Annotated in this window: 23 protein-coding genes; 9 read left to right on the top strand and 14 right to left on the bottom strand. The window is 65.3% G+C overall.

What is annotated here, in order from left to right:
* Positions 1-135: 135 nt before the first annotated feature.
* Both E3C22_RS06525 and E3C22_RS06530 read right to left on the bottom strand, forming a co-directional pair.
* Positions 136-1,443, bottom strand: coding sequence for an ABC transporter substrate-binding protein (locus E3C22_RS06525; RefSeq protein WP_483466315.1), 1,308 nt, complete (start codon positions 1,441-1,443; stop codon positions 136-138).
* Positions 1,444-1,738: 295 nt separating this feature from the next.
* Positions 1,739-2,692: a sugar-binding transcriptional regulator gene (locus tag E3C22_RS06530; protein ID WP_134761204.1), complete on the bottom strand. Its 954-nt coding sequence runs from the start codon at positions 2,690-2,692 to the stop codon at positions 1,739-1,741.
* 415 nt (positions 2,693-3,107) lie between these two features.
* On the opposite strand from E3C22_RS06530, the gene E3C22_RS06535 reads away from it, so the two are divergent.
* From E3C22_RS06535 to E3C22_RS06555, 5 genes are all read left to right on the top strand, one after another.
* Positions 3,108-4,502 (top strand): circularly permuted type 2 ATP-grasp protein, encoded by a 1,395-nt coding sequence (locus E3C22_RS06535; protein ID WP_206026928.1) that lies wholly within the window; start codon positions 3,108-3,110, stop codon positions 4,500-4,502.
* A 3-nt stretch (positions 4,503-4,505) separates the two neighbouring features.
* A complete protein-coding gene (locus tag E3C22_RS06540) occupies positions 4,506-5,459 on the top strand; it encodes an alpha-E domain-containing protein (protein WP_134761206.1) in 954 nt (317 codons plus the stop codon).
* Positions 5,460-5,786: 327 nt separating this feature from the next.
* Positions 5,787-6,260: a TadE/TadG family type IV pilus assembly protein gene (locus tag E3C22_RS06545; protein ID WP_134761207.1), complete on the top strand. Its 474-nt coding sequence runs from the start codon at positions 5,787-5,789 to the stop codon at positions 6,258-6,260.
* A complete protein-coding gene (locus tag E3C22_RS06550) occupies positions 6,257-7,912 on the top strand; it encodes a pilus assembly protein TadG-related protein (protein ID WP_134761208.1) in 1,656 nt (551 codons plus the stop codon). The genes E3C22_RS06545 and E3C22_RS06550 overlap by 4 nt, the downstream gene beginning before the upstream one ends.
* A gap of 159 nt (positions 7,913-8,071) precedes the next feature.
* On the top strand, positions 8,072-8,803 hold the full coding sequence (locus E3C22_RS06555) for a proteasome-type protease (RefSeq protein ID WP_134761209.1): 732 nt from the start codon (positions 8,072-8,074) through the stop codon (positions 8,801-8,803).
* 218 nt (positions 8,804-9,021) lie between these two features.
* Here E3C22_RS06555 and E3C22_RS06560 read toward each other — a convergent pair whose 3' ends face one another.
* Positions 9,022-10,365, bottom strand: a complete 1,344-nt coding sequence (locus tag E3C22_RS06560; RefSeq protein ID WP_134761210.1) for a L,D-transpeptidase family protein — start codon at positions 10,363-10,365, stop codon at positions 9,022-9,024.
* 570 nt (positions 10,366-10,935) lie between these two features.
* Here E3C22_RS06560 and E3C22_RS06565 point away from each other — a divergent pair.
* Genes E3C22_RS06565 through E3C22_RS06580 form a run of 4 tightly spaced genes read left to right on the top strand, consistent with a single transcriptional unit; the run spans position 10,936 to position 15,484 of the window.
* Positions 10,936-12,021 carry a TRAP transporter substrate-binding protein gene (locus tag E3C22_RS06565; protein ID WP_134761211.1) on the top strand — a complete coding sequence of 362 codons (1,086 nt, stop codon included), beginning with the start codon at positions 10,936-10,938 and terminating at the stop codon, positions 12,019-12,021.
* Between the two features lie 6 nt (positions 12,022-12,027).
* Positions 12,028-12,555, top strand: a complete 528-nt coding sequence (locus E3C22_RS06570) for a TRAP transporter small permease subunit (RefSeq protein ID WP_206026914.1) — start codon at positions 12,028-12,030, stop codon at positions 12,553-12,555.
* Between the two features lie 4 nt (positions 12,556-12,559).
* Positions 12,560-13,885, top strand: a complete 1,326-nt coding sequence (locus E3C22_RS06575) for a TRAP transporter large permease (RefSeq protein ID WP_134761212.1) — start codon at positions 12,560-12,562, stop codon at positions 13,883-13,885.
* Between the two features lie 12 nt (positions 13,886-13,897).
* On the top strand, positions 13,898-15,484 hold the full coding sequence (locus E3C22_RS06580; protein ID WP_134761213.1) for a gamma-glutamyltransferase family protein: 1,587 nt from the start codon (positions 13,898-13,900) through the stop codon (positions 15,482-15,484).
* Between the two features lie 12 nt (positions 15,485-15,496).
* Here the strand turns inward: E3C22_RS06580 and E3C22_RS06585 are convergent, their stop codons facing one another.
* From E3C22_RS06585 to E3C22_RS06635, 11 genes are all read right to left on the bottom strand, one after another.
* A complete protein-coding gene (locus E3C22_RS06585) occupies positions 15,497-16,255 on the bottom strand; it encodes a sulfite exporter TauE/SafE family protein (RefSeq protein ID WP_134761214.1) in 759 nt (252 codons plus the stop codon).
* A gap of 189 nt (positions 16,256-16,444) precedes the next feature.
* Positions 16,445-16,690 carry a CopG family antitoxin gene (locus E3C22_RS06590; RefSeq protein ID WP_245514815.1) on the bottom strand — a complete coding sequence of 82 codons (246 nt, stop codon included), beginning with the start codon at positions 16,688-16,690 and terminating at the stop codon, positions 16,445-16,447.
* On the bottom strand, positions 16,668-16,991 hold the full coding sequence (locus E3C22_RS06595) for a BrnT family toxin (protein ID WP_134761216.1): 324 nt from the start codon (positions 16,989-16,991) through the stop codon (positions 16,668-16,670). The genes E3C22_RS06590 and E3C22_RS06595 overlap by 23 nt, the downstream gene beginning before the upstream one ends.
* 104 nt (positions 16,992-17,095) lie before the next feature.
* On the bottom strand, positions 17,096-17,920 hold the full coding sequence (locus E3C22_RS06600) for a ferredoxin--NADP reductase (RefSeq protein WP_134761217.1): 825 nt from the start codon (positions 17,918-17,920) through the stop codon (positions 17,096-17,098).
* 185 nt (positions 17,921-18,105) lie between these two features.
* Positions 18,106-18,426 carry a PepSY domain-containing protein gene (locus E3C22_RS06605; RefSeq protein ID WP_134761218.1) on the bottom strand — a complete coding sequence of 107 codons (321 nt, stop codon included), beginning with the start codon at positions 18,424-18,426 and terminating at the stop codon, positions 18,106-18,108.
* Positions 18,427-18,548: 122 nt separating this feature from the next.
* Complete coding sequence (gene metH, locus E3C22_RS06610) at positions 18,549-22,313, bottom strand: methionine synthase (RefSeq protein WP_425364962.1); 3,765 nt, start codon at positions 22,311-22,313, stop codon at positions 18,549-18,551.
* A 465-nt stretch (positions 22,314-22,778) separates the two neighbouring features.
* Positions 22,779-23,186, bottom strand: coding sequence for a DUF1810 domain-containing protein (locus E3C22_RS06615; RefSeq protein ID WP_134761220.1), 408 nt, complete (start codon positions 23,184-23,186; stop codon positions 22,779-22,781).
* 86 nt (positions 23,187-23,272) lie between these two features.
* Complete coding sequence (locus E3C22_RS06620) at positions 23,273-24,148, bottom strand: bifunctional helix-turn-helix transcriptional regulator/GNAT family N-acetyltransferase (protein WP_134761221.1); 876 nt, start codon at positions 24,146-24,148, stop codon at positions 23,273-23,275.
* A gap of 70 nt (positions 24,149-24,218) precedes the next feature.
* A complete protein-coding gene (locus tag E3C22_RS06625) occupies positions 24,219-24,497 on the bottom strand; it encodes a protealysin inhibitor emfourin (protein ID WP_134761222.1) in 279 nt (92 codons plus the stop codon).
* Positions 24,498-24,650: 153 nt separating this feature from the next.
* Positions 24,651-25,754 carry a M4 family metallopeptidase gene (locus E3C22_RS06630; protein ID WP_134761223.1) on the bottom strand — a complete coding sequence of 368 codons (1,104 nt, stop codon included), beginning with the start codon at positions 25,752-25,754 and terminating at the stop codon, positions 24,651-24,653.
* 266 nt (positions 25,755-26,020) lie between these two features.
* Positions 26,021-26,323 (bottom strand): urease subunit gamma, encoded by a 303-nt coding sequence (locus E3C22_RS06635; RefSeq protein ID WP_134761224.1) that lies wholly within the window; start codon positions 26,321-26,323, stop codon positions 26,021-26,023.
* Between the last annotated feature and the right edge of the window lie 18 nt (positions 26,324-26,341).

The raw sequence follows: 26,341 nt of genomic DNA on the forward strand, positions 1-26,341 counted from the left end.
TTCATTCGGGAAAAAAGACGGTAACGAGCCCGGCAGCCGCCCTTTGAGGGCAGCGGTTCGAAACTCGGACTTCCTCCCGAGGGGTCGGGCCGGGCGGCTCGTTCGTCGGCCGCCCGTATCCCTGATCAGCCGAGCTTACTTGATGTAGCCGCCGCGTGTCATCTCGCGGGTGGCGATCGCCTGGCTCTGCTTCAGCGCCTGGTCGACCGTCGCCGAACCGGAGAGCGCCGCAGCCATCTGCTGGCCGACCGCCGTGCCGAGCCCCTGAAACTCGGGGATCGCCGCGAACTGCAGGCCGTAATAGGGCTTGTCGTCGGTCGGCGAAGGATCGGCATGCTTGATGGCGTTCAGCGTCGCCTCGGCGAAGGGTGCCGCCTCGGTGTATTTCGAATTCTCATACAGCGAGGTGCGGGTGCCCGGAGGAACGTTCGCCCAGCCTTCCTTCTCGGCGACGAGGTCGAGATATTCCTTCGACGTCGCCCAGGAGATGAAGGTCTGCGCCGCTTCGGCGTTCTTCGAGGAGTTCGGGATCGCCAGCGACCACGCCCACAGCCAGTTGAAGCCGTCGTTCGGGCAATTGTCGGTGCCGCAGGGCGCCGCCGCGAAGCCGACCTGATCCGGCACCTGGCTCTGCTTGGGGTCGGTCACGAAGGAGGCCGCGACCGAGGCGTCCATCCACATGCCGCACTTGCCCTGGCCGAACAGCGAGAGGTTCTCGTTGAAACCGTTGGAAGCAGCGCCCGGAGGGCCGTATTTGGTCATCAGGTCGACATAGAGGCTAACCGCCTTCTTCCAGCCGTCCGACTCGAACTGCGGCTTCCAGTCGGCGTCGAAGTAGTTGGCACCGAACTCGCGGGCCATGTTGCCGAGGAAGGCCATGTTCTCGCCCCAGCCCGGCTTGCCGCGGAGGCAGATGCCGTAGACGCCGGCGTCCTTGTCGGTGATCTTCTCGGCCGCCTCGGCGATGAAGTCCCAGGTCGGCTTTTCGGGCATTTCCAGCCCGGCCTTCTCGAACAGGTCCTTGCGGTAGAGCGTCAGCACGCTCTCGGCATAGAACGGCGCGGCATAGAGCTTGTCGTCGTTGGACAGGGCACTGCGGATCGCCGGGATGAGGTCGTCGACGTCATAGTCGTCGCTGAGGCCGTCGAGCGGCTTCAGCCATTCCTGCTTGGCCCAGATCGGCACCTCGTAGGTGCCGATGGTCATGATGTCGAACTGGCCGCCGCCGGTGGCGATGTCGGTGGTGACGCGCTGGCGAAGGATGTTCTCCTCCAGCGTGACCCAGTTCACCTTGATGTCCGGATGGGCCTTCTCGAACTCCGGCGTCAGACCCTGCATGCGGATCATGTCGGAGTTGTTGACGGTGCCGATGGTCAGCGTCGTCTGCGCGGACGCGGCCGTCGTCGCGACGGCGAGGAGCGCGGCAGCGCTCACCGTCATCATCGAAAATCTCATTGAAGCCTCCCAGCTCGCATGTGAGCAATTGTTCAATAGCGGGGCAAAACTTCACTGCCGGCGCGGCAATGTCAACCGAATTCCATGCGGCAGTGCAGCAGCAAGCCCCGGATTTCCTTGGCCGGTGGAGGGAAGCAAAAGCCGCGGTCACATGCAATCCTGCAGCGTGGATTCGCCGCACACCCATCGAACCGGGCAGACGCCGGTCTGCCGCAATCGGGCTGCGGTGACCTTGCGGCCCGAATGAAAGGCGAGACGCCCCGCCGCCGGCGCTACGAGCCGGCTAACCCAGCAGCCGATCGGCGGTCGCCTCGTCGGTGATCAGGCCGCTGATCAGCCCGCCGGTCGCCGCCGCCTTGATTGCCGGCGTCTTGGCCGGCCCCATCGCCGCGGCGATCACCTCGCCCCGCGCGGTCGAGGGGATCGGCGCGCTCGCGACGCGCTCGTTGAAGCGGCAGTCGATCAGCCTGCCTTCGCTGTCGAACACCCAGCCGACGATCTCGCCGGCCGCCCCCTGACGGATCAGATCCTCCTGCTCACTGGCGGTGATGAAGCCGTCGACCACCAGCGGCGCGGTGGCGGAGATCTCGCCGACGCCGACGAAGGTCACTTCGGCTTTGGCCGCCAGCTGCAGCGTCATCTCGACGACCTTCTGCTGGTGCAGCAGATGGCGCTCCTGCGGTGTCGAGACGACCACCGGCAGCGGCATCGGATAATGCGGCGCCTTCACCTGGTCGGCCATCGAATAGATCACGTTGTAGACCGAGGCGGAGCCGTCCGGCGCGATGTTGCCCGTCAGCGAGACGATCCGGTGCTGGGTGCAGCTCATCGGCGGCAGATGCTCCACCGCCGCCCTGAGGGTGCGCCCGGTGCCGACGGCGAGGATCGTCGGCGCCTCTCGCCGCAGATGGCGCTCCATCTCCACCGCGCAGGCCTCGGCGACGCCAAGGGTCGTCGACGCGGAGGCCGGATCGGACGGGACCACTTCGCAGTAGCTGAGGCCGAAGCGCGACTTCAGGCTCTCGGCCCGCTCGAGGCAGCCGGCGATCGGATGGTCGATCCGCACCCGCACAAGCCCGGCAGAGACCGAGTGGGAGACGAGGCGCTGGGCGGCCTGACGGGAGATTCCAAGCTTTGCCGCGATCTGGTCCTGGGTATTGCCGGCGACGTAGTAAAGCCAGCCGGCCCGGGCAGCGTCATCCAGTCGTGTCGTCTCGTCGTCGCGCGTTTTCGCCATCGTCAGCCCGTCGCCCGGTGGCCCGCAGCGCCGCCATCCGCACCCCGCCCGAGCTGGCGAAAGCGAAGGCGACCCAAAGGCCCACCGGCACACTCCTCCCTGCGGCAGACGCATCGGCCCGCCCGCGACCCCGGCATCTTGCCGGTGCGGGCCGACCGATCCGCTCCGCCGGTACCCCGCCAATGTTTAATGGCGGATGCCGCCGGCTTGCAAACGACGCATGGGGTCGGGGCCGTGCCGGCCCGGCGCGGCGGGCCTGCCTTCGCCGGGAGCAACGCTAGGTCAATCGGCGTGACAAACTGCACAAATTCCGGGCAATATCATTCAAAATCGCTAGCTGACTTGATTTTCTTGCCGGCGGCTTTCTCTTTAATTGCGAGCGTGACGGAGAGTGCCGGTGAAACCATTTGACGAGATGCTGATATCGGGCGACGAGGTCCGCGAACCCTATGCCCGGTTCCACGAGTGGTTCCGAGAGCAGGACGCGGAGGCGCTGGGCGAGAAGGCGAGCGAGGCCGAGGCCTTCTTCCGGCGCACAGGCATCACCTTCAACGTCTACGGGCAGGAGGAAGCCGCCGAGCGGCTGATCCCCTTCGATCTCGTCCCGCGCATCATGGCGAAGTCGGAATGGGACAATCTCGCCGACGGCATCGAGCAGCGGGTGACGGCGCTCAACGCCTTTCTCGACGACCTCTACCACGATCAGGAAATCATCAAGGCCGGCATCGTGCCGGAGCGGCTGATCGCCGGCAACGAGGCATTCCTCGAAGAGATGCGCGGCTTCCGCCCGCCCGGCGGGGTCTATACCCACATCATCGGCACCGACATCGTCCGCTGCGGCGAGAACGAGTTCTACGTCCTCGAGGACAACGCCCGCACCCCCTCCGGCGTCTCCTACATGATAGAGAACCGCGAGACGATGATGCAGATGTTCCCGGAGCTGTTCGCGCAGAACCGGGTGCGCCCTGTCGAGACCTACCCGCATCATCTGCGCCGCTCGCTCGCCGCCGTCGCGCCGCCGGCCTGCGAGGGCACGCCGACCATCGCGGTTCTCACCCCCGGCATCTACAACTCGGCCTTCTTCGAACACGCCTTCCTCGCCGACCAGATGGGCGTCGAGCTGATCGAGGGCTCCGACGTCGCCGAGATCGACGGGCGCATCCAGATGCGCACCACCGAGGGCTACAAACCGATCGACGTGATCTATCGCCGGGTCGACGACGCTTTCCTCGATCCGAAGGTGTTCAACCCGACCTCGATGCTCGGCATTCCCGGCATCATGGACGTCTACCGCAACGGCGGCATCACCATCGCCAACGCACCGGGAACCGGCATCTCGGACGACAAGGCGATCTATTCCTACATGCCGGAGATCGTCGAATTCTATACGGGCGCGAAGGCCAAGCTGCAGAACGTGCCGACCTGGCGCTGCGCCGAGGAGGATAGCCTCAAATACGTCCTCGAGCATCTGGACGAGCTGGTGGTCAAGGAAGTCCACGGCTCCGGCGGCTACGGCATGCTGGTTGGCCCGACCTCGACGAAGGAGGAGCAGGAGATCTTCGCCGACAAGCTGAAGAAGAAGCCGACCAACTACATCGCCCAGCCGACGCTGGCGCTCTCGACCGTGCCGATCCTCGTCGATGGCGGTCTCGCCCCGCGCCACGTCGACCTCAGACCCTTCGTCCTCGTTTCCGACAAGGTCCGCATCATTCCCGGTGGCCTGACCCGCGTCGCCCTCAAGGAGGGCTCCCTGGTGGTCAATTCCAGCCAGGGCGGCGGCACCAAGGACACCTGGGTTTTGAGGGACTGATCGATGGCACTTCTCGGACGCACCGCAAACGGCCTGTTCTGGATGTTCCGCTACATCGAGCGGGCCGAAAACACCGCAAGACTGCTCGATGCCGGCCAGCGCATCTCATTGACCAACCTCTCCTCGGAGCCCGACGAGTGGCAGTCGGTGCTCGTCTCGGCCGGGGTCGAGGCGGCCTACAACGCCAAATACGATAATCACGACCCCGACAATGTCGTCCATTTCATGCTCTGCGACCGGGACAACCCCTCCTCCGTCCGCGCGTCGCTGGAGACCGCCCGCACCAACGGGCGGATGGTGCGCACGGCGCTGACCCGCGAATTATGGGAGGCCGTCAACGAGAGCTGGCTGGTGGTGCAGCGGCGCCTCGCCGGCAAGGTCAGCGCCCATGAACTGCCGGCCGTCATCGATCTCGTGAAACGTCAGGGTGCGCTGATCCGCGGCACCTTCCAGACGACGATGCTGCGCAACGAAATCTTCGACTTCGCCAATCTCGGCGCCTTCATCGAGCGGGCCGACAACACGGCCCGCATTCTCGACGTCAAATACTGGCTGCTGTTGCCCGAGCACAGCCAGGTCGGCTCGGCGCTCGACAATTTCCAGTGGCGCTCGATCCTCAGGTCGGTCTCGGCCCACCGCTCCTATGCCTGGGAATATGACGGCGAGTACCGGGCGGTGAACATCATCGACTTCCTGATGCTCAACAAGCGCATGCCGCGCTCGCTCGCCTATTGCTACACGGTGATCGAGGACAGCCTGAAATTCCTCGACCGCAACTACGAGGTCCGCCATCCCTGCTTCGAGACGGCGGCCTCGCTGAGCGAACGTCTTTCCGGCTCGAGCGTCAGGCAGATCATCGACAACGGTCTACACGAGTTCCTCGAGGCCTTCATCCGCGACAACAACCGCCTCGCCCAGGAAATCGGCCAGAACTACCGGTTCTACCCCGAGGTGTAACCGCTCCCTGCCCTCCCCGATACGGCGCATTCTCGCCGGTCGGGGCGGCGCTTCGGGGATGAGGCGGAACGTCGCACATAGCTCACTTACATGCAGCAATGATCTCCGCATGGAGCCGCATCTGCGCGGCTGCGCCAGCTCAAACCAGAAATTGTACGTAGGTATTTGTACGAGGTTTCGATGGTCCCCGTGACCGTCGCAAAAGCAATTGTTTTTCTTGCCATTTTTTCTTTACGCCTCATCAACCAAGGGACGTAAGGCTCTCTGGCGAGGGTGAGATTGTGCAGCCAGACTGCCGGTCACTCGCGGATACGGGAGAGCAAGAAAATGCATAACAATCAACGCAAAACGCCGAACCCGGGTTGGCATGACCTCACACTCCCGAATCTCCTTCGGTCCCCACGTCATCTCGCCAAGAATACCTGCGGCAGCAACGCCGTCGAATTCGCCCTGATCCTTCCGGTCTTTCTCGTCCTGCTCTTCGCCTCGATCGCCGTCGGCTGGTATCTCGGGATCGCCCATTCCCTCGAGCAGATCTCGGCCGATGTCGGGCGCTATGCCATGGTCGGTCTGACGGCGGAGGAGCGGCAGGCGCTGATCGAGCGCCGCATCGAGGCGGACGCCGGCTCCTACGTCCTGATCCGCCCCGAAAAGCTGGTGGCGGCGGGCCGTGAGGACGCCGGTTCGCTGACCGTCACCGTCAGATACGACGCGTCCTACATCCCCGTCCCGCTGCTTCTCGCGGACATGGTCGGTTCGATGTCCTCGATCGAGCGCTCGGCGACGGTGATGCTGCCATGAGCGCTCCCCTCGCCTCCCTTCGTCGCCTCCGCCGCGCCGAGGCCGGCTCGATCGTCGTCACCTTCGCCCTCAGCCTCCCGATCGTTCTCGGCTGTGCCGCCTTCGCGCTGGATCTCGGCGCCGCCTATCTGGAAAGGCGATCGCTGCAGGCGGCAACCGACGCTGCGGCCCTTGCCGCCGCCAGCCGCCCGGCCGATGCGGACAACGTCATCGACGCCGTTCTCGCAGCCAACGGCTTTGCCGAGGCGCGGCACACGCTCGTCTACGGCATCTATCGTGACGATCCGAATATCGACAGGGACGCGCGTTTCCTGCCCGCCGGCAGCGGAAACGCCATCCGCGTCAGGGCGGAGACGACATGGCCGTTCGTCTTCGGCCGCGTTCTCGGCTTGCAGGACCTTGCGATCTCCTCGCGCTCCGAGGCGGCGTTGCTTCCCTCCGTAAGTCTCTCGGCCGGCAGCCGGCTCGCCTCCCTCGATCCGAAACTCATCAATGCCTTCCTCGATCCTCTGCTGGGCCTCAACGTCAATCTCACCGCCGCCGACTATCAGTGGCTCGCCCGTGCGCAGATCGGGCTCGGCGCGTTGGGCCGGCGCCTCGCCGACACGCTGTCTGAAATACCCGACGCGTCTGCCGCCGTCGTCCTGCAGCACGACTTCCCGCTCTCCACGGTGACCACCGCAATGTCGCAAGAACTGACGGTGACGGGCAACTATCTCGGCGCCTCGATCCTGCAGAAGGCGAGCTACTCGCCGCTCGCGGTCGCCACCACCGTCAGGCTCGCCGACATCGTCGATCTCGACGAGCGGCAGGAGCGGCTCGCGGCGAACTATCCGGCCTCGGCGCTGACCGCGCGGCTGAACGTCCTCGATATCGCCGGCGCCGCCATCCGCCCGAACGGCATCGGCAATGCGGTCTCCGCCGAGATCGACCTTGCGCCCGCCGGCTCGGTGCAGGCGGACGTCCTCCTCGCCGAAGCCATGCAGTCGGCGCGTTCGATTGCAGCCGGGGGCGTCGGGACTCGGGTGACCACCGACCAGCTCCGCATGCGGCTCGTCGCCTCCACCTTTGTCGATCTTGCCGGAGCGAAGGCGCTCCAACTGCCGGTAGAGGTGGTGGCCGCGGGCGGAACGGCTGAGGTGATCGCCGCGACCTGCGGTGCGAGCCTTGCCGACCGCGAAGTGCGCGTCGCCGTCACCCCGGGGCTGGTGCGGGCCTCGATCGGACAATTCGCCAAGCCGCTCGCCGCTGCCGCCGTCGGCGACAGCCTCGCCGAAGCGACGATCGTCGACGTCCTGCTGGCCCGGATCTCGGCCCGCGCCAACGTCGCCGTCGAGCAGACGACGCCGATCGTCCTGACCTTCCGCGGCAGCGAGATCGGCAACGGCACCGTCAAGACCGCGCGCACGCAGACGCTGGCATCGAGCCTGATCAGGCGCCTGATCGAGGAGACCGACGTCTCGGTCGACTTTCTCGGGCTCGGCCTTTCGGGACCGATCGTGCGCGGCACCGTCAGGGACGTTCTCACGGCTCTCGCAGCGCCGCTCGACGAGGTCGCCAACGGCATCCTGGCGATCACCGGTGCCGGCCTCGGGGAGCTCGACGTCAGGGTCGACGGTCTCGACTGTTCGCGGGCGCGGCTCGTCGGATGACGCAGCGCGCCGGCGCCGCGACATAGCACCGCAACACCGTCGCAAAAAGTTTAGGACAAGCGGCGCATGATAGTTGCCTCGGGTGAAGAGTTGGCGGATTGATCAGATCGGGAGTCGCGGCAGCGATACTGCCGATCCTTTGAGAGGCATCTGACTTCGATGACCTATTGCGTCGGGCTTCTGGTGGAGCGTGGCCTGGTGTTCATGTCCGACACCCGGACGAACGCCGGTCTCGACAACATTTCGGTCGTCTCCAAGATGAAGACCTGGGAGGTGCCGGGCGAGCGGTTCCTCTGCCTGCTCTCGGCCGGCAATCTCGCCACCACCCAGGCCACCGTCTCGCTGCTCGACGAGCGCATGGTCGCTCCCGCCGAGCGCCAGCCGAGCATCCTGACCCAGCCCTCGATGTTCCAGACCGCCCGGCTGATCGGCGAAACCGTCAAGGAGGTCATCTCCGGCAATGCCCAGGGCGGGCAGACGGCCGAATCGGTCTTCTCGGCCTCCTTCATCTTCGGCGGCCAGATCAAGGGCGGCCGCCCGCGCCTCTTCATGATCTATCCCGAAGGCAACTTCATCGAGGCCGGCCGCGACAATCCCTTCTTCCAGATCGGCGAACACAAATACGGCCGCCCGATCATCATCCGGACCTACGATCCGACCATGTCACTGGAAGATTGCGCCAAGCTGCTCCTGGTGTCGTTCGATTCCACCATCAAGTCGAACCTCTCCGTCGGCCTGCCGATCGACATGCAGTTCTACGAGGGAGACAGCTTCGTCAGAGGCTACCGGCGGCGCTTCGACGCCAAGGACGAGTATTACCGGACGATCTCCGACGGCTGGTCGGACGCCCTGAAGCAGGCCTTCGACGCCCTCCCCGCCTTCGAGCGCTGACGAAACCCGTCGGCCTGCCGCACTCGCGGCATAACCCGCGCGCACCACAGGTCACTTCGTCGTCAGGCCACACGGAGGCGGAGCAAGCCGCCTCGAGCCTCTGCGGCTTACGGCCATATCACCGAAGGCAAATTGTCGCCGCTGACAAGAAAGCGCCCACGGTGTCCCGCAGGCGCTTCGGAAGGTCGTCGGCAAGCGCCGGAACCTGCTTCCGTCCCTCAGCGATAGGCCTCGTCACCTTGCGCGTAGGGGTTCTGCTGGCCGCCCTGATAGGGCTGCGCCTGAAGCTCGCTCATCGCCAGCTGCTCGGAGCCGTCGCGGTGATAGATGTCGTCGCGGAACTGCACGACGTTCGGATCGGTCGCCCAGGCGGTGATGTAGGTGAAGAACACCGGCACCGGATTGATGAGGTCGATGTCCTGGCGCTCGCGCGCCGCGATCACCTGCTCGATGTGCTGGCGATCCCAGCTCGGCTCGTCGCGGGCGAGCCAGACGATCAGGTCGCGGACGTTCTGGACGCGCACGCAGCCCGAGGAATCGAAGCGCATCAGATTGGAGAACAGCCCCTGCTGCGGGGTGTCGTGCATATACACCGAATAAGGGTTCGGGAAGTTGATCTTCACCGAAGCCATCGCGTTGTTCTTGCCCGGATCCTGACGGAACAGGTATTTCACCGCCTCGTCGGTGTTCCAGTCGATCGACTGCGGCGGGATCTCGTTGCCCTGGCCGTCATAGATGTGGATGTTCGACTTTTCGAGATAGGTCGGATCCTTGCGCATCAGCGGGATTATGTCCTTGCGGACGATCGACGCCGGGGCATGCCAGTAGGGATTGAGGTTCAGATTGGTGATCTTCGATTCGAGGATCGGCGACTGGCGATCGATCTTGCCGACGATGGCGGTGTGGCGCTGCACCACCTGGCCGTTCTCCACCGCCTCGACGGAGGCGGCGGGAATGTTGACCATCACGAAGCGCGGGGCATCGACCTTGGCGACCATCTCCTGCAGCCGGCTGACATTGGTGATCAGCTGGTTGAGGCGAAGCTGCGCCGGCACGTTCATCGCCTTGTAGGTATATTCGGCGACGACGCCGTCGGCCGGTAAACCATGACGCGCCTGGAAGCGCTTCACCGCCGCGTCCACATAGGAATCGAAGACGCTGGAAGCGCCGGCCGAGGCGGCAAGGTCGCCGGCAATGGCGAGACGCCGACGCAGGACCGGAACCGCAGGCGATTCCGAACCGATCCTGAGCTTCTCGTTTTCCGGCACCTGCGGCCAGCCGCCAGAAGCTACGATGCCCTGATAGGCGTTGACGGCGCTTTCGGTCGAGACCAGCGTGTAGTTCGAGAAGATCGGCGTGTTCGACGCCACCTGCCGCACGTTCGAGCCGCGGGTGTCGAACTGGTCGTCCCAGTTGCCCCGGGACGGCGCGTTGAGGATGTCGGATAGGGCGTTCTGGGCAAAGGCGGCACCGGGCATCAGGCCGAGGCCCGACGCCGCGGCCCCCAGGAGAAACCGCCTGCGCGTTGCCTGAAGGCCCTTCGTCTCGGTCGCTCTCGTCATTACCTGCCCCCGTTTTCAAACAAGATCGCCGCCGGAGCCTGCGCGAACCCTGCGCAGGCCTTGCGGCCCATCGCCCCGCGGGTTTCCACGAGGTCCGGCGTCGGCCGCCATCGGGAAAGCGGAGCGCCGCATGGGCTCCGATGTGGGGCCGGACGATGGTCGCGGCGCGTCTTGGCTGCCACGACCCTTGACCGCCGCGGCTACCGCCGCCCGAGCGGCGCGACCCGCAAAAGCTGCGGATCGAACGTCCCCGATGTTTCGTAAATCGCCGCAATATGGCCAAAGCGTGAAGAGAGCCCGCCACACTGTCGCAGTTGCGAACAAGCCCGCGTGAGGATGGCCGCCGCCTCGTTCCGGCAGGTCGGCCCGATCGAGGCGCTCAGTCGAAGCGTCGGCTCAGGCTGCCCCGCAAATGCACAGGGCCTGCCGCCTTTGCATACATAATGCCGCGATGCGTGTGCAGCCGTCCCCCGAAACAGCTGGTCTTCCGGCTTGGCATGCAGGTTGCCTTTGCAACTCTCGAACGACGGATGCCGCGTTCGAACCATCCAGAGCTCAAGGAGTATCGGCTTGCAACGACGTCAATTCCTCTCCGGTGCCGCGATCGCCGCTTCGGCCTCGCTCGCCGCCCCCGCCGTTGCCCGGGCGCAGGAAAGCTTTTCCTGGAAGATGACCAACGCCTACGGACCGGGATCGCCTTTCTACGTCGAGGGACCGGGCAGCCCGACGGACTTCTGTAAAAAGGTCGAGGCGATGTCCGACGGCCGGCTGAAGATCCAGCACTTCGCCGCCGGCGAGCTGATCCCGGCGCTGCAGGGCTTCGATGCCGTGCAGGGCGGCATGGTCGAGATGAACGCCGCCAACGCCTATTACTGGGCCGGCAAGATCCCCGCCGCGCAGTATTTCACCACGGTCCCCTTCGGCATGGACGTCAAGGGCACCAATGCCTGGCTCTATAATGGCGGCGGTATCGACCTGTGGCACGAGCTCTACGAGCCGCTCGGCATGGTCGCGTTCCCGATGGGCAATACCGGTGTCCAGATGACCGGCTGGTTCCGCAAGGAGATCAACTCGGTCGAGGATTTCAACGGCCTGAAGATGCGCATCCCCGGCCTTGCCGGTAAGGTCTATGCCAAGCTCGGCGTCAATGTGCAGCTCTTGCCCGGCGGTGAGATCTTCCCGGCGCTGGAGCGCGGCGTCATCGACGCTGCCGAGTTCGTCGGCCCTTATCAGGACCGCCGGCTGGGCCTGCAGAAGGCAGCGAAGTACTACTACACCACCGGCTGGCACGAGCCGAACAACGTCACCGAGCTCCTGATCAACAAGGCTGCCTGGGAAACCCTGCCGGCCGATCTGCAGGCGATCGTCAAGACCGCCGCCATGGCCTGCAACGTCGAGAGCAACGCCTGGTGCGACGCGACCAATGCCGAGGCGATGGACGATCTCGTCAAGAACTTCGGCGTCATCGCCAAGCCGCTGCCCGACGAGGTGGTCGAGAAGCTGCGCGAGGTGACCACCGCGACGCTGCAGGAAGGCGCCGACGCCGATCCGAAGACCAAGAAGGTCCACGAGGCCTATTTCGCCTTCAAGAAGCAGTATGGCGACTGGGCCGGCGTTTCGGCCGAGCCGCTGCTGCCGGTCCTCTACAAGTCGTAGCAGCCGGTGCGTTTCGTTCTCCAGCTCGCGGACGGGGCCGATCGCCTCGTCCGCATCGTCGGCGAGGTCATGGCCTGGACCGGCCTCGCCATGGTGCTACTCATCGCCTTCAACGTCATCGCCCGCTACCTGTTCTCCTACGGCGTCGTCGGCCTGCAGGAGATGGAGTGGCATCTGATGGCGGTCGGCGCGCTGTTCGGCATGCCCTATGCGCTGAATCGCGGCGAAGAAGTCCGGGTCGACGTCCTCTATGGCTCGTTCCCGCCGAAGGTGAAGCTCGTCGTCGACGCCGTCGGCGTCCTCTGCCTCGGCCTCATCTCCCTGATGATCGCCAAGCTCGCTCTCGGCTTCGTCGCCCAGTCCTACGCGCTCGGCGAAGGCTCGGCTGATCCCGGCGGACTGCCCTATCGCTGGATCCTCAAGGCCGCGATTCCCGCCGCCTTCCTCCTCCTGGCGATCCAGTCCTTCGCCCGCTTCGTCTTCGACCTCGCCAGACTGACCGGCCACCGCCCGATCTCCCCCACCGAAAGCTGACGTCATGCCGGTCAACGAAATGCTCGCGCTGGCGATGATCGGCGCATTCTTCCTGTTGCTGCTTGGCGGCCTGCCGGTGCCGATCTGCCTGGCGGTCACCGGCTTCGTCTTCGGCTATGCGGGCTTCGGCGGCATGCTGTTCGGCCTGTTGCCGGCACGGATCTTCGGCGTCGTCACCAACTACACGCTGCTTGCCCTGCCGCTGTTCATCTTCATGGGCATCATGCTCGAGCGCTCGAAGATGGCGGAGGATCTGCTCGACGTGATCGGCCTCGCCATGGGCGGCCTCAGGGGCGGCATGGCGCTCGCGATCATCCTCGTCGGCGTCCTGATGGGTGCCGCCTCGGGGGTCGTCGGCGCAACGGTCGTCACCGTCGGGCTGATCGCCCTCAACCCGCTGATCCGCCGGGGCTACGACAAGGGCGTCGCGGCCGGCGTCATCTGCGCCTCGGGCACGCTCGGCCAGATCATCCCGCCGAGCCTCGTCCTGATCCTCCTGGCCGACATCATGGGCGAGAGCGTCGGTACGCTGTTTGCCGCGGCGCTGATCCCCGGACTGCTGCTTGCCGGGTTGTTCATCGTCTATATTCTCGCACTCGGCGTCTTCCTCCCCGATCGCGTCCCGGCCATCCCCATCGAGGAGCGGCGGGCGGTCTCCGGCGGCGATCTGGCGAAGCGCCTGCTGACGGTGGTGCTACCGCCGCTGGCGCTGATCTTCCTGGTACTCGGCTCGATCATCGGCGGTGTCGCCGCCCCCACCGAGGCGGCGGCCATGGGCGCCTTCGGCTCAGTGCTGCTTGCCCTCTTCTCCGGCCGGCTGACGCTGAAGGTGATGGTCGAGGTCGTCCGCGGCTCCTTCGTCACCTCGGCGATGGTGTTCTTCATCCTGATCTTCTCGCAGGTCTTCTCGCTGGCCTTCCGCGGCCTCGGCGGCGACCGGCTGGTGCAGGACGCCTTCGCCTATGTGCCGGGCGGCATCGACGGGCAGCTGTTCTTCCTGATGGCGCTGCTCTTCATCCTCGGCTTTTTCCTCGAATGGATCGAGATCTCCTACATCGCCCTGCCGCTGTTCCTGCCGGTCCTGCACCAGTCGGGCGTCGACCTCGCCTGGGTGGCGATCCTCGTCGGCGTCAATCTCCAGACCTCGTTCCTGACGCCGCCCTTCGGCTGGGCGCTGTTCTTCCTGAAGGGCGTCGCGCCGCCGGAGCTGCGCACCAGCGACATCTATCGCGGCGTCGTCCCGTTCATCGCCATCCAGCTGGTCGGCCTTTTGCTGGTGTACCTCTTCCCGCAATTGGCGCTATGGCTTCCCGACGCGATCGGCTGGTGAGGGAGAAGTTTCATGCTGCATAGCGCCAAGGGTCTGAACGGCTGCGTCAGCGCTCCGCACACGGCGGCGGCGCTCGCCGGACAGGCGATCCTCGCCAGAGGCGGAACGGCGATCGAGGCATTGGTCGCGGCGGCCGCCACCATCGCGGTGGTCTATCCGCACATGAACGGCATCGGCGGCGACGGCTTCTGGATCATCCACCGGCCGGGCGAGGCGCCGGTCGGGATCTCGGGCTGCGGCCGCGCCGCCGAACTTGCGACGCCCGAGTGGTATGCCGAGCACGGTCACACCGACGCCATGCCGACCCGCGGCGCCCATGCGGCGCTCACCGTGCCCGGCACGATCTCCGGCTGGGACGAGGCGCTGCGCCTCATCGAGCCGCATCGCCGCATGCCGCTCTCCGATCTCCTGGCAGCCGCCATCGGCCATGCCGAACAGGGCATCGTCGTCACCGGCAACCAGGCCGACTGCACCGCGGCCAAGCTCGACGGTCTGAAGGACGTGCCGGGTTTTGCCGAGACCTTCCTGATCGATGGAAAGCCGCCCCGCGAGGGCGACATCCTCAGGCAGCCGGCGCTGGCGGCAACCCTGAGGACCCTGGCCGACGAAGGGCTCGACGGCTTCTATCGCGGCGGCATCGCCAAGGCGAACGCCGCCTTCCTGGAGGCGGCGGGCTCGCCGCTGCGGCTCGAGGACTTCTACCACTTCGAGGCCGAGACGGTCGAACCGCTCTCCGTCGAGATCTCGGCGGGCAAACTGTTCAACATGGTGCCGCCGACGCAAGGCGTCTCGTCGCTGATGATCCTGGCCCTGTTCGATCGGCTGGGCGTGTCGGCAGGCGAGGGCTTCGACCATCTGCACGGGCTGATCGAGGCGACCAAGCAGGCCTTCATCCTCAGGAATGCCGAGCTCGGCGATCCGGATTTCATGGCTCGGCCGGCGAGCGAATGGCTGACGGAAAAGACCCTGGCGGAGATCTCCGGCAGGATCGACCGCGAGCGCGCGTTTCCCTGGCCGCATTTGGCAAAGCCCGGCGATACGATCTGGATGGGCGCCGCCGACAGGCACGGCACCGTGGTGAGCTTCATCCAGAGCGTCTTCTGGGAGTTCGGCTCGGGCCTGACCTGCCCCGAGACCGGCGTCTTCTTCCAGAATCGCGGGGCGGGCTTCTCGCTCTCTCCCGGCCCCAACCAGGTCGGTCCGCGGCGACGGCCGTTCCACACGCTGAACCCGGCGCTGGCGCAGCTGAAGGACGGGCGCGTCATGGCCTATGGCACGATGGGCGGCGAGGGCCAGCCGCAGACGCAAAGCGCGGTCTTCTCGCGCTATGCGATGTTCGGTGAAGGCCTGCAGGAGGCGGTGACGGCGCCGCGCTGGCTGCTCGGCAAGACCTGGGGCGACGCGACCACGACGCTGAAGCTGGAAGAGAGGTTTTCGCCGGAACTCGTCGAGGCCTTGGTGGCTGCCGGCCACGACGTCGAGATCATCCCGGCCTTTTCCGACATGGCCGGCCATGCCGGAGCGGTCGTCCGTCATCCCACCGGCGTCATCGAGGGGGCGAGCGATCCGCGGGCCGACGGCGCGGCCCTCGCCTTCTGAGGCTGGCCGAGGTCATCCCGTCACGAAATAGTAGGCGGCGAGCGACAGGCCGATGGCGATGACGAACAGGCGGATGGCGATCTGCGGCACTCGCTTGGCAACCCAGACGCCTGAATAGCCGCCGAGCGCGACGCCCGGGATCATCGCCAGCGCGCCGGCCCAGTCGACGACGCCGCCCGAGACGAAGACGACGATGGCGACGATCGCGATGACATTGGCGAGGACGTTCTTCACCGCGTTCAGCCGGTGATAGTCGCCGCTCTCGGTCAGCCCCAGCGTCGCCAGCATCATGATGCCCATGCCGGCGCCGAAGAAGCCGCCATAGATGGCGGTGACGAACTGCATTGCAGGGCCGGAGCGACTGCGGCCTGCGGCGGCGGCGTCCTCCTGATGCCTCTGCTTCGGCCGCAGCCAGGGGCCCGCAGCAAAGAGCGCCGTTGCGCCGAGCAGCAGCCAGGGCACCGCCGCGGAGAACTCGGCATTGTCGAGCCACAGAAGCAGCATCGCCCCGAGGACGGAGCCGACCACCGAGACGAGCGCCAGGAGGATGATTCCCCGCCATATCGACCGGAGGTCCTTCAGATAGGGCAGCGTCGAGGTGAAATAGCCGGGGAGCTGGGCGATCGACGACGTGGCGTTGGCCGAGATCGGCGGCACGCCCGCCAAGGACAGCGCCCCGAAGGTCAGGAACGTGCCGCCGCCGGCAACGGCGTTGATCGCACTGGCGGCAAAACCGGCGACGAAGAGGAGCGCAATGGTGAGGAAGGACATGGGCGAGAATCGGTTGATCGGGACGGATCGCCCCGTGTTGCGCAATCTGCCCCCGACCTCACCATGGACGGCCTGCTCCCGCGCCGCTCCATTTCAGCGAAGCCAACATGTCAGGCATTCCCCACGGCACGCGGCGTTCGGGATCATCAACAACAACGGTCAGGCGGTCGGTAGGCCCCTGAGAATCACTCAGACGCCCTCGGCTTTCAGGGCCCTGTCGATGAGCTGCCGAACAAGCTTGTCATAGGAGACGTCTTGCTTCTTTGCCAGCAGCTTCAGGGCCTCGATCTGCCTTTTCGGCAGAGAGAGAAGCAGGCGCTCCTCTTCATCTGGAAATTCGAACGTCATCGGCCGGAATCCGGAGAGATCATACTCCGTCAGGTCCGCATGAGCGACAAACTCTTCAGCCTCCTCATCGGTCAGGAGAACCGGCATCTTTTTCAGCGTCTTTGAGTCGGGCATAGGCGGACACCTCTTTGCGATGCATGTAGCGGGCACTGACAGGACGGACGAAGGTCTTGCCGTCCCGCTGGCGCAACGTGAATGCCACGAAGAGCCAGCGTCCGCCCGCTGTCCGACCGATCGCCCGCAGTCTCTGCTCGTCGCGGAAATGCGTGGGATCAGCATAGACCGATGGGCTGCTGCGAAAAAGCCTTTCGATTTCCACCTGCGAGACGCCATGGCCGCCGCATTTCGGCCAGTTGCCCTCGTCCCAATCGATGTCCGCAACCTTCATGCGCCCACGGTGCATCCTCGGTTTCGTCGGGACAAGCGCCGGATCAGTCTAAAGACGGACGAGAAGGCAATTCGTGGTCCCCGCCCGTCGATCAAGCACGGCTCTCAGTCGACGAAGGCCCGCTCGACGACATAGGTGCCGGGCTTGTTGTTGGCGCCTTCCTCGAAGCCCCGCGCTTGGAGGAGCCCCTCGATCTCCCGCAGCATCGCCATCGATCCGCAGATCATCGCCCGGTCGGTTTCCGGGTTTAGCGGCTCGATGCCGAGGTCGGTGAACAGCTTGCCACTCTCGATCAGCTTGGTGACGCGTTCGCCGCGCGGCTCGCCCTCTCGGGTGGAGCTTGCGTGGAACAACAGCTTGTCGCCGACGAATTCGCTCATCAGCTCGTCGTTGCGTGTGTTCTCGACGAGCTCGCGGCCGTAGTTAAGCTCGGCGCTCTCACGGCAGGTCTGGGTGAGGATGACCTGGTCGAACTTCTCGTAGGTCTCCGGGTCGCGGATGACCGAAGCAAACGGCGCAATGCCGGTGCCTGTCGAAAACAGGAAGAGCCGCTTTCCCGGGATCAGGGCGTCATGCACCAGCGTGCCCGTCGGCTTCTTGCGCATCAGCACCGTGTCGCCGACCTTGATCTTCTGCAGGTGCTCGGTGAGAGGACCTTCCGGCACCTTGATCGAGAAGAATTCGAGCTCTTCGTCCCAGGCCGGGCTGGCGATGGAATAGGCGCGGAACACCGGCTTTGCCGCATTCGGCAGACCGATCATGACGAACTCGCCGGAGCGGAAGCGGAAGCTCTGCGGCCGGGTCATGCGGAAGGAGAACAGCCGGTCGGTATAGTGCTTCACCGCCGTCACATTTTCAGCGAAGACGCCTGCCGGGATCGGGAATTCGGTCGCTTCGGCAGCGTCGTCGGTGGCGGCAACAGAACTCATCGATCGTCCTTCCATGCTTTAAGGCGAGCCGGGCTCCCGTCCGGGCGCCCGGCTCGCCAGCAATTCATCACGGGTCCCGGCCAGCTGCAGGGACTGCTCTGCGGCGCAACATAGTTGCGGAGAGGCCGGAGCGCAGCGTCCGGTGTTCCAATTCGCCGCGAAGTTTGGAAAAAAATTCGCCGCGATCAGTCGCCGAACAGTCCCGAGCTCTTCGGCGGATGGCCGTCGCCCGTCTTGGCGTCGTAGTCGATATGCACTTCGGCGCCGTCATTCATGTAGTAGACGACGTGATAGTCACCGTCGGAATAGTCGATGCTCTTGATCGCGTAGAAGCCGGGGCGCTCTTCAGCCGTGGCGACCACCTTCGACAGCTTGACGCTGCCCTGCGGCGGCAGACCCTTCAGCGGGTCGTTGTCGTCGCCGTTCTGGTTGGTCGCTGCGATCGCCGTGCCCATCAGCAGGCCGGAAAGAAGGATGCCGGCGGCAATTTGACGATGGATCTGCATTGTCGGGAAAATTCCATGGGAGGGAGGGATGATGTCGATGGCGACAGAACCGCTCCGCATCCCGCCGAGTTCCGTATTCGTCAATTACCGTCCATTCATCCGGGCAGTGACCGGCGGCGGCCTCAGGCCGCCGCGTCGATCTCCTCGTTCGCCCGCGGCTTCGGCACGTAGTTCAGAACCGGTGCCAGCCAGCGCTCGACCTCCTCGACGCTCATGCCCTTGCGCCTGGCATAGTCCTCGACCTGGTCGCGCTCGACCTTGGCGACGCCGAAATAATGCGAATCCGGATGACCGATATAGAGCCCGGAGACCGACGATCCCGGCCACATGGCAAGGCTCTCCGTGAGCTTTACGCCGATCTCCTTTTCCGCATCGAGCAGCTCGAAGAGGGTGAGCTTCTCGGTGTGGTCCGGCTGGGCCGGATAGCCCGGCGCCGGCCGGATGCCGGCATAGGGCTCGGCGATCAGTTCGTCCGGCGCGTAGTTCTCGTCCGGCGCATAGCCCCAGAGCTCCTTGCGGACGATCTCGTGCATCCGCTCGGCGAAGGCCTCGGCGAAGCGGTCGGCGAGCGCCTTGACCATGATCGAGGCGTAGTCGTCATTGGCCTTGGCGAAGCGGTTGGCGATCGCCTCCTCCTCGATGCCGGCCGTCACCACGAAGCCGCCGACATAGTCGGCCTTGCCCGAATCCTTCGGCGCCACGAAGTCGGCGAGCGCGAGGTTCGGCCGGTCGCCGCGCTTGGTCAGTTGCTGGCGCAGGGTGAAGAACGTCGCGAGATCGTCCTTGCGGGTCTCGTCGGTGAAGAGCTGGATGTCGTCACCCACCGCATTGGCAGGCCAGAAGCCGACGACCGCCTGGGGCTTGAACCACTTTTCCTCGACGATCTGTTTCAGCATCGCCTGCGCGTCGGCAAACAGCGACCGCGCCGCCTCGCCCTGGCGCTCGTCCTCGAGGATCGCCGGATAGCGGCCCTTCATCTCCCAGGTCTGGAAGAACGGCGTCCAGTCGATATGGGCGGCGAGATCGGCAAGATCGAAGTCGTTGTAGACCTTGGTGCCGAGGAAGGACGGCGCCTTCGCCTCATAACCGGCCCAGTCGGCCTTGAAGGCATTGGCGCGCGCATCCGCCAGCATCAGCCGCTTCTTGTCGCGCTCGGACTTCTCATGCGCCTCGGCGACCTTGCGGTATTCGTCGCGAATGCCCGCGATGGTCTTGTCACGGGTCTCTCCCGAAAGCAGGCTCGACACCACGCCGACGGCTCTGGAGGCGTCGGTGACGTAGACGCTCTGCCCGCGTTCATACTGCGGATGGATCTTCACCGCGGTATGGACGCGGCTCGTCGTCGCCCCGCCGATCAAGAGCGGGATGTCGAAGCCCTCGCGCTCCATCTCCGCGGCGACATGCACCATCTCGTCGAGGGACGGCGTGATCAGGCCGGAAAGACCGATGATGTCGACCTCTTCCTTCCTCGCCGTCTCGAGGATCTTCGCGGCCGGCACCATGACGCCGAGATCGACGACCTCGTAGTTGTTGCAGGCAAGAACGACGCCGACGATGTTCTTGCCGATGTCGTGGACATCGCCCTTCACCGTCGCCATTAGCACCTTGCCGGCATTCTTGCGGCCCTCACCGCCGGCCAGCCGCTTCTCCTCCTCCATGAAAGGCAGGAGATGGGCGACAGCCTGCTTCATCACCCGGGCGGACTTCACCACCTGCGGCAGGAACATCTTGCCGGAGCCGAACAGGTCGCCGACGATGTTCATGCCGTCCATCAGCGGCCCCTCGATGACATGCAGCGGGCGCTCCGCGGCAGCGCGAGCCTCCTCGGTGTCGCCCTCGATATATTCGGTGATGCCGTTGACCAGCGCATGGGCGAGACGCTCGTTCACCGGCTTCTCGCGCCAGGAGAGGTCCTTCTCCTTGGCCTTGCCGCCGCCCTGGCCCTTGTAGCGCTCGGCAAGCTCCAGCATCCGCTCGGTCGGATCGCCGCCATCCTTCGGCGTGCGGTTGAGGATGACGTCCTCGCAGGCCTCGCGCAGCTCCGGATCGATCGTGTCGTAGACCGCCAGCTGGCCGGCATTGACGATGCCCATGTCCATGCCCGCCTGGATGGCGTGGTAGAGGAACACGGCGTGCATCGCCTCGCGCACGGCCTCATTGCCGCGGAAGGAGAAGGAGAGGTTCGAGACGCCGCCGGAGATATGGGCGTGCGGCAGCGTCTCGCGGATCGTCCGCGCCGCGTCGATGAAGGCGACGCCGTAGGGATTGTGTTCCTCGATGCCGGTCGCGACCGCGAAGATGTTCGGATCGAAGACGATGTCCTCCGGCGCGAGGCCGGCCTTCTCGGTCAGGAGCTTGTAGGCCTTGGTGCAGATCTCGACCTTGCGCTCGTAGCTGTCAGCCTGGCCCTTCTCGTCGAAGGCCATGACGACGACCGCCGCGCCGTAGCGCTTGACGAGCTTCGCCTGGGCGAGGAACGCCTCCTCGCCTTCCTTCATCGAGATCGAATTGACCAGCGGCTTGCCCTGGACGCATTTCAGGCCCGCCTCGATCACCTCGAACTTCGAGGAGTCGATCATGATCGGCACCTTGGCGATGTCCGGCTCGGCGGCAACGAGGTTGAGGTAGTCGACCATCGCCTGCTTCGAATCGATCAGGCCCTCGTCCATGTTGATGTCGATGACCTGGGCGCCGTTCTCCACCTGCTGGCGAGCAACCTCGAGGGCGGCTGGATAGTCGTTCTCCTTGATCAGCTTGCGGAATCTTGCCGAGCCGGTGACGTTGGTCCGCTCGCCGACATTGACGAAGGGGATGTCCTTGGTCAGCGTGAAGGGCTCGAGGCCCGACAGCTTCATCCGCGGCTCGACGGTCGGGATCCGGCGCGGCTTGTGGGCCTTCAGCATCTCGGCGACGGCCTTGATGTGATCGGGCGTCGAGCCGCAGCAGCCGCCGACGATGTTGACGAGGCCGTCTTTCGCAAAGACCTCGACTTCCTTCGCCATCGCCGCCGGGCTCTGGTCGTATTCGCCGAACTCGTTGGGAAGGCCGGCATTCGGATAGGCGCAGACGAAGGTGTCGGCTGCCGCCGAGATCTCGGCAAGGTGGTCGCGCATCGCCGCTGCGCCAAGGGCGCAGTTCAGCCCGATGGTGAAGGGCTTGGCATGCCGCACCGAATGCCAGAAGGCGGTCGGCGTCTGGCCGGAAAGCGTGCGGCCGGAAAGGTCGGTGATCGTGCCGGAGATCATCACCGGCAGGCGGACGCCCTTTTCCTCGAAGATCTCTTCGCAGGCGAAGATCGCCGCTTTCGCATTCAGGGTATCGAAGATCGTCTCGATGAGGACGATATCGGCGCCGCCGTCGATTAGCCCGCGCAGCTGCTCGCCATAGGCAATGCGCAGGTCGTCGAAGGTGACGGCCCGGTAGCCCGGATTGTTGACGTCCGGCGAGATCGAGGCGGTGCGGTTGGTCGGCCCGAGCGCGCCGGCGACGAAGCGACGTTTTCCATCGCTCTGTTCGGCGCGGATCGCGGCACGGCGGGCGAGCCGCGCGCCGTCGCGGTTCAGCTCGTAGACCTGATCTTCCATCTGGTAGTCGGCCTGGGCGATGGTCGTCGAGGAGAAGGTGTTGGTCTCCAGGATGTCCGCGCCGGCGATCGCATAGGCGTAATGGATATCCTCGATCGCCTTCGGCTGGGTCAGGTTGAGGAGATCGTTGTTGCCCTGCAGATGACACTCGCAGGCGCCGAAGCGATGGCCGCGGAAGTCCTCTTCGCCGAGCCCGAGCAGCTGGATCTCGGTGCCCATCGCGCCGTCGAGGATGAGGATGCGTTCCGACGCGGCTTGCTTGAGCGCCTCGGCTGCCTCGGCCGGATTGCGGCCGTCGGTCATCGGCCCGAAAAGCTGTTCGGTCGTGGAAGTCATGAGCGTCGCATATCCTTTTGGGTCGGCGTCCAGATCACATAAAGATATTCTTATGTCAACAAATGGACTGGCGGGGCCGTTGTTTCAATTCCCGTCATGCTGGTTGGGAGAGCGTCTCGACCGGTGGCGTCACTATGCCCGCAGGCTGCCCAACCAGCTCCTCATCCTGAGATGCGACGCCGGGCGCCCCGATAGCCCCTCATCCTGAGGTGCGAGCGCAGCGAGCCTCGAAGGGCGAGGGGCGCCGGGCGCAAAGGCTTCCGCTCAAGTCGATTGCCAGCGTCATCGTCGAGCCACGCCCTCGCCCTTCGAGGCTCTCCCGCTTTGCAAGCGGGCTCGCGCCTCAGGATGAGGGCGACTTCAACGGCCCTTCTCCAAGGCGACTGAGAGGCCAGAGCAAGACCGCCCGGAGGGCGACTGGGGCGGTGGCGCTCAAATCCGGGCAATGGTTGCACCGTCCTCGTCGTCATCGAAGAACGTTACGAGCGCCCGCTTGAACGTCTCGTCGGCAGGATCGGCGCGATGAAACAGCGTCATCGAGGAATGAAACTTCATGTCGTCCGGCGAGCCGAAGATCCCATGGACACTCTTGTCAGGGTGCGAGAGCACGGCTTCGGTACAATCGCGAACCCGTGGCCCGAGTAGCGGATGGGCGAGATAGTCCCGGGCTTCGTCGAGCGAGACGATGGCGTAGCGCTGGGCCATCGGCGAGGAGCCGAGGCCTTCGATCTGCGGAAAGACGAACCACATCCAGTGGCTCTGCTTGCGGCCGGCCCGAAGCTCGGCGAGCGCCCGCTGATAGACCGGCGACTGGGCCTCGACGAAACGGTCGAGCGACATCGTGGTGCCTCCTTCTCCGCCTTGGTCGGAGTTCCGGCGCGTGCCGGCCATGGGGTCGGCTCCGGCCGTCGGCTGAGACATAGGTCTCAGAGCGGCTTTTCGAAGAAGAAATCCGGATAGGGATCGTCGTTGAAGCGCTCGATCTCGGTCCAGCCGGACTTGCGATACATGGCGATCGCTTCGGGGAGCGCCTTGTTGGTGTCGAGCCGCAGCAAGGAGACGCCGAGTTCGCGGGCGATCGCCTCGAGCCGCTCCATCAGCCTTCTTGCAAGCCCCAGTCCGCGCGCCGACGGCGCGATCCACAGCCGCTTCACCTCGGAATAGTCCGCAGAGGTTCCCTTCAGCCCGACGCAACCGACGGGCATTTCGTCGGAAAAGGCGACGAGGAAGGCGCCGCGAGGGCGGATCATCGCCGTAGCGTCCGGGTCCTTCGACAGTTTGACGTCGAAGCCCCCTTCGAAGCGCTGGGCGAGCTCGTCATAGTATTCGCCGAGGCAGTAGCGAGCGTCGTCTGACCGCGGGTCCATTTCGCGGAGTTCGATCCGCTCCCTGAGGAGGGCCGAGGCGACGAGATCCATCGCCGCCAGCAGTCGTTCGCCGTCGCCGTGCTGCGACAACAGCTTCTCGGCGCGCGCATTCGACAGCGCCTCATAGGCGGCGAATTCGGCCTCCCCCGCTGCGGTCAGCCGAGCAGTCCGCCGGCGCGCATCGTCCGGATGCGGCTCGGTGGCGATGAGGCCTTCGTCTTCGAGGGATCGGAGCAACCGGCTCATCAGCCCGGAATCAAGATCGAGCCTGGCGCGGATCTCGGCGACATCCTGGATCCCGCGGCCGACCGCATTGATGACGCGAGCGGCACCGAGCGGTCTGCCACGACCGAGGAAGGATTGGTCGAGCGCGCCCACCTCGACGGTGACAGCGCGCGCAAACCGGCGAAAGCGGGAAACGGGATCGAGCGACATGATATCTGACTTTAGTCAGATATTCTCTCCGGTCAATTGCCGTGGCGGGTCGTCGGAAATCCGGCGGGGTTCAAAGATCGTCGATCAGATCGAGGGTCTCGGCCGGCATCGATGCTTCGGAGAGTTTGAAGCGGTGCACGGCGCCGCTGTCGTCGGTCACCGTCACGCGATAGTCGTGCATGTCGGCTGCGCCTGGATGCGGCGTCGCCTGCTCCAGCCTGCGAAGGACGGCCGGATCGAAGGCGGCCTGCAGCTTCGCCTGCATCGCGGCCGGCAGGCGGCCGCCATCAATCGTCTTGTCGATGCCCATCCCCGGCAGGCCGCCGCTCGATGTAATCTTCACGATCATCGCTCAATCCCCCCGCCGAAGCGCTGCCCGCCATACCGAGACGTCACCGGATATAGTCCGCGCTCTTCCCCGGACCGGCGGCATGCCTCACAAAACGGCCGTGACAGCAGGATGGCAGGTGGCGCCGCAATCGCCACAAGGTGGCGGAAGTGCCTAAACGGCGATCCCGACCAGCTTCCAGGCCCGGCGCAGCATCACCATTTCGAGGCTCCCCATGCCGTGCAGCTCGATGGCGGCATCGACGGTCTCGGCCGCCCATTCGGCGAAGGTCGCCATTGGATTGTTCAGCTTCTGCAGCGCCCGGTACCAGATCTGCCCCGGCCGCTCCCAGGCATTGCCGCCGAGATAGACGCAATAGAGGAAGAAGGCGTGGTTCGGGATGCCGGAATTGATGTGGACGCCGCCATTGTCGTCCGTCGTCGTGACGAACAGGTCCATGTGATAGGGCTGCGGGTCCTTGCCGAGCAGAACGTCGGAATAGGCGGTGCCCGGCGCCTTGAGGCTGCGCAGCGCGACGCCGTTGATCGTCGGCCCGAGAATGCCCTTGCCGACCAGCCAGTCCGCGTCCCCGACGTCCTGGCCATGCTTGCGCTGCAGGACGAGGGAGCCGAAGACGTCGGCGATGCTCTCGTTCAGCGCGCCCGACTGGCCCTGATAGTCGAGCCCGCCCGAGAACTGCACGACGCCGTGGGTCATCTCGTGGCCGATGACGGAGAGCTCGGTGAAGGTCTGGAAGATCCGCCCGTCGCCGTCGCCATAGGCCATCTGGCGGCCGTCCCAGAAGGCGTTGTTGTAGTTGCGGCGGTGATGCACCGTGGCGGTCAGCGTCAGCCCGTTGCCGTCGAGGGAATTGCGGGAGAACTCCGCGCTGTAGAGGTCGAAGACGTCGCCGGCCCCGTCATAGGCGGCATCCGCCGAGGCGTCGCCGCTCGGCGGATCGCCTTCGCCGCGAAGCCGCGTTCCCGGCAGCGTCGCCCGCTGGCCACCGTCGAAGATCTCGCGCTTCAGGGTCGCCGGCTGCGGCGCTGCCGCCAGAGCATTGGAGACGAAGACGCCCGGCGCCGACTGCACGGCGACCATGCCGCCGACGGGCTGCTCGGCGCGCTCCTCGCGCAGCTTCTCGTTCTGCTGGAGCAGCGCCTTCGCCATCTTGGCGGTGGCGTCATCGCCCCGCAGAGCAAGAACCTTCAGCATATGCGGCGGGACGATGCACTGGATGGAATGTCGATGGCCGAAATGCCGACAGTCGGATGACATGCACATGGGCGCCTCCCGGTTCAGACAGCCGGGACGGACGGGCCGGTCGCACCTTGCGATCGGGACGGGTCCCGAAGAATGCCGAGAGCGATCAGGCGCCTAATTTTACAAAGAAGCGAGTAACGTCTGCGTTTATATCGCATGACGCAGCGACAGAGGGCGCCTGCGTTACAATCAGAAGAACCTCACGCAACTGCAAAAGAGGATCACCAATACCATCGAATCAAGTCTGCACGGGAGGCAGAGCGATCGCCGGTGGCGGTCGGTCAGCGGATCGGCTCGTGCACCGTCACCAGCTTGGTTCCGTCCGGAAAGGTCGCTTCCACCTGCACGTCGTGGATCATCTCGGCGACGCCTTCCATCACCTGGTCGCGGGTGATCACCCTCGCCCCCGCTTCCATCAGATCGGCGACGCTGGTTCCGTCACGGGCGCCCTCGACGACGAAATCGGTGATCAGCGCGATCGCCTCTGGGTGGTTGAGCTTCACGCCGCGCTCCAGCCTGCGTCTCGCGACGACGGCCGCCATGGAGACGAGAAGCTTGTCCTTTTCGCGGGGGGTGAGCTGCATCGGGCTTCCTCGGATCTT

Source organism: Jiella endophytica (genome assembly GCF_004519335.1).
Classification (GTDB): Bacteria; Pseudomonadota; Alphaproteobacteria; order Rhizobiales; family Rhizobiaceae; genus Jiella; species Jiella endophytica.